This window comes from Euzebyella saccharophila (genome assembly GCF_014855495.1).
GTDB lineage: Bacteria > Bacteroidota > Bacteroidia > Flavobacteriales > Flavobacteriaceae > Euzebyella > Euzebyella saccharophila.
The window spans coordinates 522575-539746 of record NZ_JACYFJ010000001.1 but is presented as its reverse complement, the minus strand read 5'-3'; the positions used below and the strand labels follow the sequence as shown (position 1 = coordinate 539746).

General features: G+C 38.6%; 15 protein-coding genes. 11 read left to right on the top strand and 4 right to left on the bottom strand.

What is annotated here, in order from left to right; translation table 11 throughout:
* Positions 1 to 4: 4 nt before the first annotated feature.
* Positions 5 to 2263: a T9SS type B sorting domain-containing protein gene (locus IL355_RS02225; RefSeq protein WP_192460573.1), complete on the bottom strand. Its 2259-nt coding sequence runs from the start codon at positions 2261 to 2263 to the stop codon at positions 5 to 7.
* Positions 2264 to 2480: 217 nt separating this feature from the next.
* Here IL355_RS02225 and IL355_RS02220 point away from each other — a divergent pair, with 217 nt between their 5' ends.
* From IL355_RS02220 to IL355_RS02205, 4 genes are all read left to right on the top strand, one after another.
* Complete coding sequence (locus tag IL355_RS02220) at positions 2481 to 4163, top strand: glutamine--tRNA ligase/YqeY domain fusion protein (RefSeq protein ID WP_192460572.1); 1683 nt, start codon at positions 2481 to 2483, stop codon at positions 4161 to 4163.
* A 352-nt stretch (positions 4164 to 4515) separates the two neighbouring features.
* The gene (locus tag IL355_RS02215; protein ID WP_192460571.1) at positions 4516 to 4845 is read left to right on the top strand and encodes a YtxH domain-containing protein; all 330 of its coding nucleotides are present in this window, start codon (positions 4516 to 4518) and stop codon (positions 4843 to 4845) included.
* A 3-nt stretch (positions 4846 to 4848) separates the two neighbouring features.
* Positions 4849 to 5199 carry a hypothetical protein gene (locus IL355_RS02210; RefSeq protein WP_192460570.1) on the top strand — a complete coding sequence of 117 codons (351 nt, stop codon included), beginning with the start codon at positions 4849 to 4851 and terminating at the stop codon, positions 5197 to 5199.
* The gene (locus IL355_RS02205; protein ID WP_192460569.1) at positions 5196 to 5411 is read left to right on the top strand and encodes a DUF6327 family protein; all 216 of its coding nucleotides are present in this window, start codon (positions 5196 to 5198) and stop codon (positions 5409 to 5411) included. The genes IL355_RS02210 and IL355_RS02205 overlap by 4 nt, the downstream gene beginning before the upstream one ends.
* A 69-nt stretch (positions 5412 to 5480) precedes the next feature.
* Here the strand turns inward: IL355_RS02205 and IL355_RS02200 are convergent, their stop codons facing one another.
* The gene (locus tag IL355_RS02200; protein ID WP_192460568.1) at positions 5481 to 6413 is read right to left on the bottom strand and encodes an SPFH domain-containing protein; all 933 of its coding nucleotides are present in this window, start codon (positions 6411 to 6413) and stop codon (positions 5481 to 5483) included.
* Positions 6414 to 6534: 121 nt separating this feature from the next.
* Positions 6535 to 8043: a glutamate--tRNA ligase gene (gene gltX / locus IL355_RS02195; protein WP_192460567.1), complete on the bottom strand. Its 1509-nt coding sequence runs from the start codon at positions 8041 to 8043 to the stop codon at positions 6535 to 6537.
* 137 nt (positions 8044 to 8180) lie between these two features.
* Here gltX and IL355_RS02190 point away from each other — a divergent pair, with 137 nt between their 5' ends.
* The 7 genes from IL355_RS02190 to IL355_RS02160 all read left to right on the top strand — a co-directional run bounded on the left by IL355_RS02190 (position 8181) and on the right by IL355_RS02160 (position 16688).
* Positions 8181 to 11633, top strand: a complete 3453-nt coding sequence (locus IL355_RS02190) for a hypothetical protein (RefSeq protein ID WP_192460566.1) — start codon at positions 8181 to 8183, stop codon at positions 11631 to 11633.
* Positions 11626 to 12048: an rRNA maturation RNase YbeY gene (gene ybeY / locus IL355_RS02185; protein WP_192460565.1), complete on the top strand. Its 423-nt coding sequence runs from the start codon at positions 11626 to 11628 to the stop codon at positions 12046 to 12048. Before IL355_RS02190 ends, ybeY begins: the two co-directional genes overlap by 8 nt.
* A gap of 11 nt (positions 12049 to 12059) precedes the next feature.
* Positions 12060 to 13928, top strand: a complete 1869-nt coding sequence (gene mnmG, locus IL355_RS02180) for a tRNA uridine-5-carboxymethylaminomethyl(34) synthesis enzyme MnmG (RefSeq protein ID WP_192460564.1) — start codon at positions 12060 to 12062, stop codon at positions 13926 to 13928.
* A complete protein-coding gene (locus tag IL355_RS02175) occupies positions 13928 to 14401 on the top strand; it encodes a hypothetical protein (protein WP_192460563.1) in 474 nt (157 codons plus the stop codon). The genes mnmG and IL355_RS02175 overlap by 1 nt, the downstream gene beginning before the upstream one ends.
* 351 nt (positions 14402 to 14752) lie before the next feature.
* Positions 14753 to 15070, top strand: a complete 318-nt coding sequence (locus tag IL355_RS02170) for a hypothetical protein (RefSeq protein WP_192460562.1) — start codon at positions 14753 to 14755, stop codon at positions 15068 to 15070.
* A complete protein-coding gene (locus tag IL355_RS02165; protein ID WP_192460558.1) occupies positions 15048 to 15878 on the top strand; it encodes a class I SAM-dependent methyltransferase in 831 nt (276 codons plus the stop codon). The genes IL355_RS02170 and IL355_RS02165 overlap by 23 nt, the downstream gene beginning before the upstream one ends.
* A gap of 303 nt (positions 15879 to 16181) precedes the next feature.
* On the top strand, positions 16182 to 16688 hold the full coding sequence (locus IL355_RS02160) for an OmpH family outer membrane protein (RefSeq protein WP_192460556.1): 507 nt from the start codon (positions 16182 to 16184) through the stop codon (positions 16686 to 16688).
* A gap of 59 nt (positions 16689 to 16747) precedes the next feature.
* On the opposite strand, the gene IL355_RS02155 is transcribed toward IL355_RS02160, so the two are convergent.
* On the bottom strand, positions 16748 to 17146 hold the full coding sequence (locus IL355_RS02155) for a DoxX family membrane protein (protein WP_192460554.1): 399 nt from the start codon (positions 17144 to 17146) through the stop codon (positions 16748 to 16750).
* Positions 17147 to 17172 lie beyond the last annotated feature (26 nt).

Genomic DNA, 17172 nt, shown 5'->3' with positions numbered 1-17172 from the left:
TTGGTTATCTAATGACGGTTATGGTTCCTTGTTTTAAAGTTTCATTAGCGTTCTTTATTACATAGTAGTAAACCATGTTCTGCTGGGAAAAGCTGGTAGAGCTCTCTGGCCAATTGTTTTGGTAGTTGGTGGCGTTGAGAACTTCTTTTCCTTTTGCATTGTAAATAATTACGTTAACGTCTGATTTATTGGAATAAGAGTTGGGTATGATCCATTGATCATTTGCCCCATCTCCATTAGGTGTAATAACGTTTGGTATATTAAATAGGTCAAGGTAATCTGCGGTGATCGTTCTTACTATCTCACAATTATCTATTGTAGCAATCAATGTATAGGTGCCCTCAGCAGTAAAACTGTAGGAGTCTGTTGAACTTACTTCATTATTGTTGGAGTCATACCAACGGTATGCGGTACCACCTGATGCGGTAACAGTTTTAGAACTTCCTTCAGGGAATATTACATCTCCATCCTCACTAAGCGAAATGAGTTCTGGGTCCAAGGGCGTTATTGAGATTTCATTGGAAATCGATGGGCAGTCTCCTTTCTGAACTACTAGTCTGTAAGTACCGGGTTCTGAAACGTTCAACACGGTATCAGTAGAATTTATGGTTGTACCATTTCTTTGCCATCCAAAGGTTTCTCCACTTAAATCCGTTTCGGTTGAAATGTTTATGGTATCATCACTACTGCAATAAACCGTACTAGAACTGGAAATTACTAAAGAGCCGCTTCCGCCCAACTGTAAAGGCAGGGTGTTGGAGGTGGTATCCATTCCGGCAAAAGAACCATCAACGGTGTAATTGCCATTTTCATTATTGGTAGTAAGACTTATAGATCTTGCCGTTTCGCCAGAAATAGCTGTATCGTCTTTTTGCCATTGATAGGTAAAGCTCGATGCAACATCGTCGGTTACGTCCAATTCTGTACCATCGGCAAGGACTGCATAAATAGTTGCTGTTTCTAGAACCATACTGGAATTGGTACAACTGGTATATTCTGTGGCATAATCAATTTCCAATCGGAATTCAGCCGGACTAACTACTGTTGTTTCTTCAGAGTTAATAGTTGTAGAAGTACAGGTTCCGCCAGTTTGTGTTACCGCTGTATAATAGGTACCTTGTTGGGTTACATTATAAGAGCTACTTGTAGCTCCCGAAATGGCAATGCCATTTCTATACCATTGGTAAGTTGGACTATTGGCATCAGTAGAAACGCTCAAAGCTTCAGATTGACTTGGTAATACAACTACATTTTGGTTGTTAATTCTGTTTACGCTAAAGGAACCTGCATTGGTAATGGTAATAGGAGCAGAGGTCTCTGTACAAATACCGGCACCTTGAATTTGAACTGTATAATCTCCCGCAAACGAAGGATCATCGGTATCAATAGCGTAGCTAAATCCTCCTGCTTGGGCAGTTCTTACTACATTTCCGTCCCTGTACCATGTGTAGGTATGGGAACCATTCTGAACATTTGCCTCTAGGGCCGGAGCAGCATCGCCCTCACATAATGCAGTGTTGGCTGGATTATTAATGGCAATTCCTGTACTGGTACCTGTACTTATAATAATATGATTGGATTCCGTATTGGCGGAGCCTGTACAATCACCGTAATCTATAAAGACAAAATATTCCCCATTTCCACTGGTCTCTATACTAGGGCCAGAGCCAATGGGTGTTCCGCTTCTATACCACGTATATTGGTACGAACCAACTTCGTTTGCCGGAATGTTGTCCACTGTCAATGTTACGTTACCGCCATCGCAAACCTGTAGGGTTCCGGGAGTTGACCCGTCACCATCTGGGCTAATGTGTAAGTTGGTGGTATGCCCTAAGTAGTACATGGAATAGGCGGGTGATGCCGGACTCGTGGATGCCGGACTCGTACTTCGTACGCGCATCCTGTATCCGTCTCCTTGTATATTGGTTGCCAAGGAAAAACTGGTGAGAAATTCCGAATTGCTGTTTTGGTCCGTAATTGTGGACAGCGTTGTGGCCGATGCAAATGAACCAGAAGCGTCGGATAATTCCAAAATGAATTCATTGTTGGTGTTGGTGCTTCCCACCCAGTTGATGGTCACAAAGTATTCATTAAAACTTGCGGATCCACAAGCTCTGTCCCATGGAGAGTTACCTCCGATGTTAGGGTTGTCTGCAGGCTCTGGAGCCTGTAGTGCAATTGTTTGTGCGTTCAGTGATGTGTTGGCCAAAAGCAGAAATGCGAAGACCAATGTTGTTCCTGTGATAGAGAGTGCTTTTTTCATAAGTAGTGGTAGTTTTGGGTTACTACACGTTCGATGTCAGATTTGGGATTTGAACAACGACGATAAACAAATATGCTACTTAATACACGCGTGGGGAATTTAATGTTGTATCAAGCCCTAATTGTGTTGTGAAAACCTTGTATTTTGTAGGATTGATTGGAACTTTTATCCAATTTTTTGGCATTTTAACTACCTTTGTGTCTTTAAAATTTCTGTTATGGGAGAGGCTGTAGAGTCCTTAAATTTTATAGAACATATCATTGAAGAAGACCTTAAAAAGGGTTATTCTAAGGAACAATTGCGCTTTAGATTTCCTCCGGAACCCAACGGATATTTGCATATCGGCCACGCCAGTTCCATATGTCTTAATTTTGGTTTGGGGTTACGGTACAATGCACCCGTTAATTTAAGGTTCGATGATACCAATCCCGCAAAGGAGGAGCAGGAGTATGTAGATGCCATTAAACGCGATGTGGAATGGTTAGGATTCACTTGGGATACGGAAAGGTATGCATCTGATTATTTCCAACAACTCTATGATTGGGCAGTTGTATTGATAAATCAGGGAAAAGCTTATGTGGATAGCCAGTCTTCAGAGGAGATGGCGGCGCAAAAAGGAACTCCAACCCAACCAGGAACGGAAAGCCCTTATAGAAATCGAAGTGTAGAGGAGAATCTTGTTCTTTTCCTAGAGATGAAAGAGGGAAAACATAAGGAAGGATCACATGTTCTGCGGGCCAAAATAGATATGGAGTCCTCCAACATGTTGATGCGCGACCCAATAATGTACCGAGTGTTACATAAAGCGCACCACAGAACGAATACCGATTGGTGTATTTATCCCATGTACGATTGGACTCATGGAGAAAGTGATTACATAGAGCAGGTTTCACATTCCTTATGTACATTGGAGTTTGCAATGCACAGGGAGTTGTATGATTGGTTTTTGGATCAAGTAGTGGAGTCCGATAAATTAAGGCCTAAACAACGCGAATTCGCACGACGAAATTTAAGTCACACCGTTGTTAGCAAAAGAAAGTTGTTACAATTGGTCGAGTCCGGAGTCGTTAAGGGTTGGGACGATCCCCGTATGCCCACCATATCCGGATTGCGAAGGAGAGGCTACACGCCTAATTCCATCCGTAATTTTGCAGATACCATTGGTATTGCCAAAAGAGAGAACCTTATTGATGTTTCTTTGTTGGAATTTCATGCTAGGGAAGACCTTAACAAAACGGCACCCAGGGTAATGGGGGTGTTGAATCCTCTTAAAGTGGTTATTACCAATTACCCTGAAGATAAGGAGGAATGGTTGGAGATAGAGAACAATCCGGAGGACGAATCGGCAGGTACTAGGCAAATACCCTTATCTAGGGAGATTTATATTGAACAAGAAGATTTTAGGGAAGAGGCCAACCGTAAGTTCTTCCGTCTAAAAATAGGGGGAGAGGTACGTCTAAAATCCGGTTATATTATTAAGGCCGAAAGCTGCACAAAAGATACCGATGGGAATATTATTGAGGTTCAATGTACGTATGATACTAAAAGTAAGAGTGGTAGCGGAACTGAAGAAAGCTTAAGAAAAGTGAAAGGTACCTTGCATTGGGTATCCTGTAAACATGCACTTGAAGCTGAGGTTCGTTTGTATGACCGTCTTTTTACCCATGAAAGTCCCGATAGCCAGAAGGACAAGGATTTCATGGATTACCTCAATCCAGATTCCTTGGAGACAATAACCGCTTTTGTGGAGCCAAGTTTAAAGGATGTCCATAGTGGTGATCGAATGCAATTTCAGCGTATGGGGTATTTTTGTGTAGATCCTGATTCTACAGCCGATAAAATTGTATTTAATAAAACGGTAGGGCTACGAGACACGTGGGCAAAAATAGAATCTAAGTAAAACCAACCGATAAAGGTTTTTGTTATTTCTATAAGTATCAACAATAGGTTTCGTAGATTATTGATTAAGATAATTTAGAACATAGAATCAAATAGTTTTTTTCTATTAAAAATGAATTGTTTTAAGGCGTTTTAAGCGTGTTTTAAAATTCATCCATACGAGTTTATCAGTAGTTCTCTTTTTTCTTTTGTAGGCGCTTATAACGGTTAAATTCCTCTTAATTATTGGCTAAAGTCAATTTTTACTCCGATTGGGGCAAGTCTTGCCGTTCATCGGTCATAATTTAGTGCTTTAAGGTTAAAACAACTGATACCTGAAAGTCAAATCAGTATTCATCTAAAAAATAACAATTATGTCAAACAATAGTGGAAATGTATTATTGGCCATTTTAACAGGAGCTATCATAGGTGCTGGAGCTGGAATATTATATGCTCCGGATAAAGGAGAAAAAACTAGGAAAAAGATTAAAAAAAATGCCAATAAGACTAAAGAAGATTTAACCAAACGAATTAGTCAGGCTGCCGATGAACTAACTAAAACGGCTGAAGAAAAAAAGGTTGATTTTGAACAAAAGTTAGAGGATACCATTTCTAATATGAGCTACAAGGCAGACGATATTATTATGACCTTGGAGAAAAAGTTGGAAGACTTAAGAAAAAAGAATGCCCAACTCCAAAAGTAATCTATGGCTTTTGAAGAAATAAAGGAAAATCTAGTCGAAGCGGAAGCAAGTGCAAAATCCTATTTAGAGAATAGTCATAAATACTATAAGCTAAAAGGATTTAAGGTGATGATGAAGGCAATTGTGGTTTTTGCCAAAATCGCTTCTGTTTCGACTATGTTGGTTTTAGCCCTGCTATTCCTATCCGCTAGCGCCGCATTCTGGGTTGGTGAAGCCCTTCATAGTGAAGCGCTAGGATTCTTAGTGGTAGGTTGTTGCTATATTTTAATTGGAGTTATCCTGTATTTGCTTAGAGATAAACTTCAAAAACCATTGCTCAAAAAGTTTTCTGAATTTTATTTTGACGAGATATGATTCCAAAAAAATACACCTCCTTTAAAGAAATAGACCAAGACCTAAAAATTTTAAAACTACAGCAAGATATTGAGAGGGAAAATCTAAAGCTGAACTTCAATAATACCAAGGCAAGCTTTTATCCTACCAATTTGCTGGGTGGAATAGGAGGGGTGATACAAAAATTTATCATCTCTTTTGTTGCCGGAAAGGTTATGAAAAAATTTAGCTAATAAACAGTTACGTTTATAAAGAGAAAGCCCGGATATGTCCGGGCTTCTCTATAGTTACTAGGCAATGCTTTATTCGTCTAGACTCTTTTTCTTATTGGTTTCCTTCATTTTTTCGCCGATCATATTACTCGCAGTGAAGGAGGCCACCATATTGTTCAGCATATCACTACCCGCTTGAGGCGAATTAGGTAATAGAATCAAATTGGTATTGGTTTCTTCGCCAATGGCTTGCAGGGTATCATAGTGCTGAGTAACTACGATTAGGGCAGAAGCTTCTTGGGAATTGATACCTACTTTGTTCAACACTTCAACTGATTCTTCCAGACCGCGGGCAATTTCCCTTCTTTGGTCGGCAATACCTTGTCCTTGTAGTCTCTTGCTTTCTGCTTCGGCCTTTGCTTTTTCAACAATTAGAATACGTGCGGCGTCACCTTCAAATTGTGCTGCAATCTTTTCCCTTTCGGAAGCATTAATTCGGTTCATGGCGTTTTTTACTTGGGGATCGGGATCAATATCCGTCACCAGAGTCTTGATGATGTCAAAACCATATTCAAACATAGCCTCTTGGAGTTCCGTTTTCACCGCTATGGCGATGTCATCTTTTTTTACGAAAACATCATCCAATTTCATTTTTGGAACTTCGGCTCTAACCACATCAAAGACGTAGGAAGTTATCTGCTCATGGGGGTATTCCAATTTATAGAACGCCTCGTAGACCTTGTCTTTTAATACTACGTACTGAACCGAAATTTTTAATTTAACAAAAACATCATCCAGCGTTTTGGTCTCTACAATTACATCTAATTGCTGAATTTTTAAACTTAGCCTACCGGCAATTCGGTCTACTAACGGAATTTTCATTTGAAGACCGGAGCTTCGTATACTTTGAAATTTTCCAAAGCGTTCAATGGCTACCGCAGTCTGCTGTTTTACAATAAAGAATGAGGAAAACAGAATGACGAGCCCGAAAAATAGAATAGGAATTAAAAGGAATGAACCCATGATATAAAGTTTTTAGTTGTACAAATGAAGATAGTAAGACTTTACCTAATGTGTATGTAAAGTCTTCTTTTTGTTACAACCAAAGAATAGGGTCTACTAATAAAAAACCTCGCAACCCTTATTAGGAAAGGGTTACCATGGCATTTTCAATTCGGTCTATACTTTCCTTCTTGCCAATCATGGCCATAATATCAAATAGGTGAGGGCCTTTCATATCTCCCACTATTACTAGTCTTAATGGAGGCATAACTTTCCCGAATGAAAGCTCTTTTTCTTTGATCCAGTCTTTAACTACGGTTTCTATGTGTGAAGAGCTAAAGTTGTCTTGAACTTCCAGCAAGGACTTTACTTCGTTTAAAATTTCAGGTGTATCTTCTTTCCATTGCTTTTTTACCGCCTTTTCGGCATACACACTAGGAGAAACAAAGAAATAGTCTGAAAGCTCCCAAAAATCGCTCACAAAGGTGGCTCTTTCTTTAATGAGCGAAACTACTTGTTCCACATATTCCAAAGAAAACTGGGTATTCAAATTTTCTTTGGCCAAAAATTGTTCTTGGAAAGAGCTTGCCAAACTGGCGTTGGATGCCTCCTGCAAGTAATATTGATTGTACCATTTGTTCTTGTCCGGGTCAAAGCGAGCCCCTGACTTATTTACGCGCTCTAAGGAAAAAGCTTGAACCAATTCATCCAAACTAAAAATTTCTTGTTCCGTTCCCGGATTCCACCCCAAGAGAGCCAAAAAGTTGACCACGGCCTCTGGGAAGAACCCTTCTTCTCGGTAACCTGTAGATTCTTTCCAGGTCAATGGAAATACAGGAAAGCCCATTTTTTCGCCATCACGCTTGCTTAATTTTCCTTTACCTACTGGCTTCATTATCAGGGGAAGGTGCGCAAATTGTGGGGCTTGCCATCCAAAGGCATCGTACAATTGTTGGTGTAATGCCAAGGAAGGAAGCCATTCTTCACCACGAATAACATGGCTTATTTCCATTAAATGGTCATCAACTATATTGGCCAAGTGATAGGTGGGCATTCCATCGCTCTTAAAAAGAACCTTGTCATCCAGCGTATTGGTGTCAATTTCAATAGATCCGCGAATACTATCTTGAAGTTTTAATTTCTTGCTTTCGGGGGTTAGGAATCGAATAACATAATCTTGCCCAGAATCTAGTTTATCTTTTAACTCATCATCGGATAAAGTGAGGGAATTATCTAATTTCAAGCGATTATGCCAGTTATAAATAAATGTTTTTCCCTCTATTTCATGTGCTTTTCTATGGACGTCTAGGCTATTGGGGGTATCAAAGGCATAATAGGCTTTGCCTTTGGCAATTAGTTCTTCCGCATATTTCTTATAAAGGTGCTTTCGTTCACTTTGGCGGTATGGACCAAATCCACCATCCTTACCCGGACCCTCATCAAACGGAATATTGCACCAGTTCAAGGAAGCTATAATATAATCTTCGGCGCCTTCAACAAATCGGTTTTGGTCGGTATCTTCAATTCGCAGAATAAAATCACCTCCATTTTTCTTTGCGAAGAGATAGTTGAACAATGCAGTTCTTAATCCACCAATATGCAAAGGTCCCGTTGGGCTAGGGGCAAAGCGTACTCTTATTTTTTGGGCCATAACTCTGTTTTGAGCGGCAAAGATAATCATTGATTTATACACTTTTGAAAGGCAGGGTCGATTATAATTATCCCTTGATATTTCAACGTGTTGATCTTCAAAAGGGTGGCTTGGTTTTTGCCTATCTTTGTTAGTGTATGGATGGTTATAATAGGATAGTAGAAAAGCTTAACGAGTTCAGTAAAAAGTATTATACCAAAATGCTACTCACTGGTATAATTCTATTTTGTGCTATCGGCTTGGCTATTTTTTTACTGGTTACTTCTGTGGAATATTTTCTTTGGCTTGGTTCTACAGGGCGTCTTATACTATTAGTATTGTTTGGGTTGGCTCAAGCTATCTTGCTATATCGTTTTGTTCTAGTGCCGCTATTTTACCTTTTTAAGCTAAAAAAGGGTATCTCGAATAAAGATGCTTCGGTTTTGATAGGAAAACATTTTCCGGAAGTAGGGGACAAGCTTTCCAATCTGTTAGATCTGGCAGGTAACGGTAGTCAAGCAGAACTTGTGGTTGCGAGTATTGAACAACGAGCGCATAAATTGAATCCTGTACCTTTCTCCAATGCTATAAATTTAAAGGAAAGTTTTTCTTATTTGAAGTATTTAATAGTACCTATTCTTGTACTTCTAGTAGTGTTTATATCTGGTAATTATTCTACTTTTTTTGGGTCTGTCAATAGAGTGGTCAACTATAAATTAGCTTATGAACCGCCTGCCCCATTTAGTTTTCTTTTAATGAACGAAAGCCTGCAAACATACGATAATGAGCCTTTTACGGTGGTTGTTGGCACTATGGGCGAAATGCAACCAGAACAGATTTGGATTAAGGTAGATGGGGAAGAGTATTTAATGAAAAAAAATAACGGTAGGTATGAATATACTTTTCAGCCCCCATTAATTTCAAATGTTTTTCAATTTGTTACCTCTAATGTGATTTCCAAGGAATATCAACTTTCGGTGATCAACACGCCATCAATCAATAATTTTTATCTCGAACTTATTTATCCCAAGTATTTGGACAAACAGAACGAAAAAATAAGCGCCACAGGCAATGCTACCATTCCAGAGGGAACATCGGTTATATGGAATGTGGATGCAATCAATACAGATAAAGTTTCACTGATTACCAGAGACACCGTGCAAAGTTTTACAAAGTCAAGAGATAGGTTTAAACTCGAGGAAAGTATTTATTCCAGTCTGTACTATGAATTAAGCACGTCTAATTTAGAGGTCCATAATTTTGAAAAACTAGCATATAATCTGAAGGTTATTAAGGATGCTCCTCCTACGATAAAGGTTAATCAAATGTTAGATTCGCTTAATCCCAACGTTGCATATTATGCCGGGGAGGTAGGTGATGATTACAAGGTAAAGGAAGTTGCATTGGTTTATTTTCCCAGCAGTAATCCTGACCTTGAAAAAACAGTAAAGATAAGTACGCCCAATACAAATTTTGAACAGTTTTATTACACGTTTCCGTCTGGTTTGGATTTGGAAGAGGGGAAGGGTTACGGACTTTATTTTACCGTAAAAGATAATGATGGCCTCAAAGGTGGTAAGATGGTAAAGAGTCAGGTTTTCAATATAGGGTTACTTGATGATTCAGAGTTGAATAAACAAGAATTACAGGCACAGGAAAATCTTATTAAAAGTTTAGACGGTTCACGTAAGGAATCTAAGGAACAAACTGAAAATTTAAAGGAATTAAGCGAGGGACAAAAGGAAAAGAAGGAATTGAGTTTCAATGATCAATCTGAAGTGAAGGATTTCCTCAAGCGACAGCAGCGGCAAGAGGCGCAGATGGAAAAGTTTAGTAAACAGTTAAAAGAGAATCTTGAAAAAAGCGATAGGGATGATCTAATGAAACATATGCTGGAAGAACGCTTGGAGAGACAGGAATTGGAAGCGAAGATGAATCAGCGATTGTTAGAAGAATTGGATAAGATTGCTAATAAGATACAAAAAGAGGAGTTAACCAAAAGGTTAGAGGAAATCGCCAAGAAACAGCAAAGTAGTGATAGAAACCTTGAGCAGTTGGTGGAGTTGATGAAAAGATACTATACCGAGGAGAAAGCACAGCAGTTAAGTGATGAACTTCAGAAGCTTTCAGAACGCCAAGATGATTTGTCTAAAATGAGGTTAGGAGATAATTTTGATATTAAGGATCAACAAAGGCTTAACGAGGATTTTGAAGATATTGAAAAGGAGTTAAATGAGTTGAAGGAGGATAACAATAACTTGAAGAAGCCGCTGAATATTAAGGTTAATGAAAAGGATATAGAGGGTATTAAAGAGGACCAGAAAAGTGCATTGGAAGATCTTCAAAATCATAATGGAATTGAACAAAGTAACGAGGGAGGCGACCAGGAAGATGGCTTAAAGAAGGCAAGCAAGAAGCAGGAGTCGGCTGCCGATAAGATGGAAGAAATGGCCAGTAGTTTGAAACAATCTTCTTCTAGTAGTGGTGAGTCTACGGATGCTGAAGATGCGGAGATGTTGCGACAAATTCTAGATAACTTAGTCACGTTTTCATTTAAGCAAGAAAGTCTGTATGATAGGCTTGAGGATGTAGACAGTGATAATCCACAATTTTCTAATACCATAAAAGACCAACAAGGGCTTAGAGAGTTGTTTGAACATGTAGACGATAGTATTTTTTCTTTGTCTCTTCGAAGGGCGGAAATTTCAGAATTTGTAAATGAGCAAATTACTGAAGTATATTATAACATTGATAAGTCTTTAGAAAGTATTGCTGAGAACCAAATATATCAAGGGGCTTCCTATCAAAAGTACGTTTTAACGGCAAGTAATAGTTTAGCGGATTTTCTAGCAAGAATTCTCGATAATATGAATCAAAGTATGATGTCCGGACAAGGAAAGGGCCAAGGAGAAGGAGATGGTTTTCAATTACCGGATATTATTCAAAGCCAAAGTGCTTTACAAGAGAAGATGTCCGGGAAAGGCAAAAAAGGAGATGGAAATTCTTCTGGCTCTAGTGGTCAAAAAGGAGAAAAGGGTAAGGGCGCTGATGGGCAAGGTTCTGAAAAGGGTCAAAATGGGCAAAAGGGGAAAGGAGATGCAGGGGGTAGTAACGGAAAGGAAAATAATGGGAGTAGGGGAGCCTCCTCAAATGGTAATGGAAAAGGAAATGGTCAACAGGGAACAAGCGAATCTGAGATGAATGAAATTTACGAGATTTATAAGGAACAACAGATGATTAGGCAACAGTTGGAGGAACAGTTGCGTAACATGATTAATGAAGATGATAGACGCTTAGGGGAAAAGCTAGCCCGTCAAATGGAAAACTTTGAAAATGATTTATTGGAAAACGGTATTACTGCAAGAAACCTTGAACGTATCAATCAGATACAACATCAGTTGTTAAAGCTTGAGAATGCTGCTTTAAAACAAGGAAAGAAATCAGAACGGGAAAGTTATACTGGAAGAGAAGAGTTTGTGAATCCTATTATTTCAAAACCTTCCTTTTTAGACAACTATAACAACGAAATTGAGATTTTAAATAGACAAGCTTTACCTTTGCGGCAAAATTACCAAAACAGGGTTAAAGAGTATTTTAAAGGTGATGATTGAGTTTCATTTTGAATCTATTTTCGAGTTGGACACAACCAAGTATTCCGATTGGGTAAGTAGGATAATCAGTTCGGAAACCAAGGTCGTGGGTCCCGTTACGTTTATCTTTTGTAATGACGATTACCTGTGGGACATCAACATGAAGTATTTAAATCATGACACTTTAACTGACATCATTACATTCGATTATTGCGAGGGAAATAGTATTAGTGGTGATATTTTTATTTCTATAGAAAGGGTCAAAGAGAACGCACATGATTTTGAAGTTGAGTTTTACTCGGAATTGAAAAGAGTAATGGCCCATGGTGTTTTACATTTATCAGGATATAAAGATAAATCGGATAAGGATGCTTTGGTAATGCGACAGAAAGAGAATGAAAAAATTGGAATGTTCCACGTGGAACATTCTAAATAAATGAGGTTGATATGTTTCAAGAAATGTATGATGTTATAGTCGTTGGTGGTGGACATGCTGGAGCGGAGGCTGCAGCGGCTGCAGCCAATCTGGGTTCTAAAACCCTTTTGGTCACCATGAACCTACAAACTATTGGGCAAATGTCCTGTAATCCTGCCATGGGTGGTATAGCCAAGGGTCAAATTGTTCGTGAAATTGATGCTCTTGGGGGTTATAGTGGTATTGTGAGCGACAAGTCTGCCATTCAGTTCAAAATGTTGAACAAATCCAAAGGTCCAGCAATGTGGAGTCCGCGTGCTCAAAATGACCGTATGCGTTTTGCAGAGGAGTGGCGTTTGGCTCTTGAGGGAATTCCTAATTTGGATTTCTATCAAGAAATGGTGAGCGGACTTGTAATTGAAGGGGAGAGGATTGTTGGAGTTAGAACTTCCTTAGGTGTTGAAATTAAGTCCAAATCCGTTGTGCTAACCAATGGTACTTTTTTAAATGGACTTATTCATATTGGAGAGAAACAATTTGGTGGCGGTAGGGCAGGAGAAAGAGCTGCAACTGGTATTACAGAGGAGTTAATGGAATTAGGCTTTGAGTCTGGAAGAATGAAGACAGGTACGCCTCCTAGGGTGGATGGTAGAAGTCTGGATTATTCCGTTATGATTCCTCAACCTGGTGATAAAAGGCCAGAAAAATTTTCCTATTTAAACACCCCTGTTCTAGATATTCAAAGGGATTGCTACATGACTCATACGAGTCTGGAGGTACACAGTTTGCTACGTGAAGGATTTGATCGGTCACCAATGTTCAATGGTCGGATCAAAAGTTTAGGTCCTAGGTATTGTCCAAGTATTGAAGATAAAATTAACAGGTTTGCTGATAAAGATAGCCATCAAATTTTTGTCGAGCCCGAGGGTTGGGATACGGTTGAAGTTTATGTAAATGGATTCTCTACCTCTCTGCCGGAAGACATACAATTTAAGGCTCTGAGGTCTGTAAAGGGCTTCGAAAACGTTAAGTTTTTTAGACCTGGGTATGCTATAGAGTACGATTATTTTCCTCCAACGCAACTCAAGCACACCTTGGAAACGAAATTGGTCGAAAATCTCTATTTCGCAGGTCAAATCAATGGTACTACTGGCTATGAGGAGGCCGCTTCACAAGGAATGATGGCTGGTATCAATGCTCACTTAAAAGTTAACGAAAAAGACCCTTTCGTTTTACAGAGAGATGAGGCGTATATTGGTGTTTTGATAGACGATTTAATCACAAAAGGTACGGAAGAACCGTACCGGATGTTCACCTCCCGTGCGGAATACAGAACACTTTTAAGACAGGATAATGCTGATTTACGATTAACACCTAGAAGTTTTGAATTGGGTCTGGCTGGTGAGAATAGGTTAAAAAGAATGGAGGAAAAGCAATCGAAGTCAGGCTTATTTCTACAGTTTTTTAAAGAAACGAGTTTTCTTCCGGAGGAAATAAATCCAATATTGGAAAACGTTAATTCGTCATTGGTCAAACAACCTGATAAAATGTTCAAGGTTTTTTCTAGGCCTCAGGTAACAATGGCCCATATGCTTCAACTTGATAAGGTTTCTTCATTTGTTCAGTCAAATGAACTGGATAAGGAAGTATTGGAGCAAACAGAAATTCAGGTTAAGTATTCAGGCTATATTGAAAAGGAAAAAGCCAATGCAGATAAATTGCAGCGACTGGAGAACGTTAGAATTCCCTCTAACTTTGATTATTCCCAGCTTAAATCGCTTTCCTTTGAAGCCCGGGAAAAATTAAATGCAATTCAGCCGGTGACCATAGCCCAGGCTTCTAGGGTTAGTGGGGTAAATCCGTCGGATATAAGTGTTTTGCTTGTTCATTTAGGGAGGTAATGGAAGAGGTGTTATTTGTTCAGAAGAAGCCCTTGGTGGCTACCATATTGGGTTATTTTCTGTTGCTTGTAACGGTATACTATCTTTTTAACCATAATGCGCCATGGGCTCAACTTGTTTTTATGTCTGTATTGGGGCTTTTTTTGGTGGGTTATTCCAATGCTTTTTTAGTAAAAAAGGCTGAATCTAGACGATTGCTACGATTTTTTGGCACTCCAATTTGGGGTGCTACATTAGATTTAACTGCGCCCGATTATATCGTAGTTTTTCCAGTTAGGTCGTGGAAGAACTCAGATTGGGGACCTGTAGCGGCGGTAGGTAACAAGACTAAAAATGATGGTTATGTAGTTAGGGCATTTAGTGGAAAAGGACATTTTACTTTTGTAAGAACATCTAATTTGTCCTTCGCAAGGTCTCAAGGAACAGCAGTTTCTCAGTTGCTTGAAGTTGATTTGATAGATAAAACGCTTTAGTGTTCCACGTGGAACAAGTGGTTCTATTTGATAAATTTCTGGAAAAATTTTCTTGTCTTAGGATATTATTTTGGTCTAATTTTGCATACAAATAGAGAAACCATTTAAGTGTTCATAATGAAATCCCTATTTGTTGTATTGTTGCTTTTCGTGATTTCATCTTGTATTCCTGTTCGTGTAGCTCCTTCAATTAAAGATTTTAAGGTTACTAAGGGGAAGCGATTTTAGAAAGGTCTATCAAAAAGAAACTTTTTCATTTTTGAAGATTCTAAAAAAGCAAATGAGTTTTATGACTACGTCAACACAAAATTTCAATTACAAGGGTTCAATGTGCAAGACGATGTTCCTTTCATGATAGATCAGGATCAGTACTATTTTGCATTTTATGAGGTGTCCATACCAAATAAAACGTTGAACTTGGCCCCTATAATTTTTAATGTAGCCGTTAGTAGGGCATTGGCTTTAGAGGATAACGAAGAATTTGTGCCTGCGGAAGAAATTACTAGAAGGGACAGATGGTATATAGCCATAGAGGTCTATAGTGATGAGCAAACAGATTGTTTAGTGAAAGATTCATTTTCAAAAGAATCTGTTTTAGCATATCTTCGAGCTTTAAAAGAGGAATACCTGACCATCCACAACTACAATGAAACTTTATTTAGAGACTGAAGATTTTTCAGTTAGCGGGGAGAAATTTCAATTAGTCCATGATCAAGAATTGGATATGTTGAAGACCGAACCAAAACCGGAGAAATTAGATTCATATTATCAAAGTGCTTCCTACATTTCTCATTCCGATGCCGACCGTACTTTTACCGAAAAATTATATCAAGCAGTCAAGAAGTTTAGCCTAAGGATGAAGGTGCGGATGATTGCTAGATTCGTGCACAATAAGAATAAGTCTTTATTGGACGTAGGGGCTGGAACTGGGGATTTTTTGGTTCAAGCTAAAAATACCGGTTGGTTTGTAAATGGGATGGAACCAAGTTTAGATGCTAGGTTAAAATCAAGGGAAAAAAAGGTAGAGTTGGTTTCTTCCTTGGATGATGTAAAAGGACAGAAGTTTCAGATTATTACCCTTTGGCATGTTTTGGAACATTTACCCCATCTGGAATCGGATATTAAAAAACTCAACTTGCTTTTAGAAGAAGACGGTACTTTAGTTATAGCTGTACCCAATTTTAAATCTTTTGACGCAGACCACTATCAAGAATATTGGGCAGCCTACGATGTGCCAAGACATCTTTGGCATTTTTCCTCTAATGCTATTAAGGAGATTTTTGCAAAGCATGGATTCAGTCTAATAAAAAGAAAGCCCATGTGGTTTGATGCTTTTTATGTTTCTCTTTTATCTGAAAAGTACAAAACGGGCAAACAAAATTTTTTCAAGGCACTTTACATAGGTGCACGTTCTAATTTTATGGGGTTGCTTACTGGAGAGTTTTCTTCGGCTATATATATTCTACGCAAGTCATAAATCCTATTTCTGTTGGATTTGGCTCTCATCTGCTGTTTAACGGTGTTTTTATTTCACAAGCTTAAATCGTTAAGGCCGTCTGATAAAACCCAGGAAAGACCCTTAAAACAAGCAATTTTGTATAGTGTTTGACAATTGCGAGTGAGAACTTCTATAAATTCTTCTTATATTTCTTGTTTGTTCATCTTCTGGTCATTCATAAGGTAGCGTACTATTTTATTTAATCAGGTTGCTATTAAAAAACCTTTCCTATTTTTGCGCAACAATTAAAAGAAGATTATTCTTAATAGACATTCAGATCAAATGAAAAATTTAGTTTGGGCAGTATTTGCTCTAGCAGTAGTTTCTTGTCAACAACAAAAAATTGGTTATGTAGATAACATAAAACTAATGGACGAGTATCAAGAAAAAATAGATGTAGAGGCAGAGTTTAAGACAAAGGCCGAAGCACTTACAAAAAAAAGGGACAGTATTTCCCAAGCTTTTCAGATGGAGGCACAAGCATTTCAGCAAAAGGCTCAAAACCTTTCTCAACAAAAGGCACAAGAGGAGTATGGTTTAATGCAGCAGAAAGGGCAGCAGATTGGGCAACAGCTTCAAATGGAAGACCAACAGCTTCAGGCTGCCGGGCAAACGCAAATGGATAGCGTAGTTAGCAAAGTGAAAAAGGAGATCGAAGCCTACGGAAAAGCCAATAACTACCAGTATATCTTAGGTGGTGGAGATGGCGGAAGCGTTTTGTACGGTAACGAGGCAGATGATCTAACGGATGAAATCGTCAAGATTCTAAACGATAAATACAAGAAGTAAATCAACACGATTTTTATTTCTAGGAAACCTTCTTCAAATTTAAATGGAGAAGGTTTTTTTTATGTCCTTAAAATATACACAAGTATGATCGCCGGAATAAAGTAGACCGCAATATTTTTGGCGCCTTCATAATCCTTTGCCAGACGTTGACCGAATAGCAGCATTAAAAGACTAATACAGGAAAGAACACTTCCATAAAAAGCATATTCTGCCTTACCGTATACTATAATTTCCAAAAGACCCACCCCGCAAAGTATACCGGAAACAGTCTCAAATATCAAAATGGTGAATAAAAGAAATGGCACCCATTTTTGTAAGGGGGTTTGGGAGAAATGGTCTTTTAACCAAGTAACATTTCCCTTCCAATCAAAAATCTTATCAATTCCACTCTGTAAAAAGACGATTATCAAAAATAAAAGAAGAAGTATTTCAGCGGAAAAATTCTCTAAATGTACCATGGCCGGTCTTTTGGTTGTACTTAAAG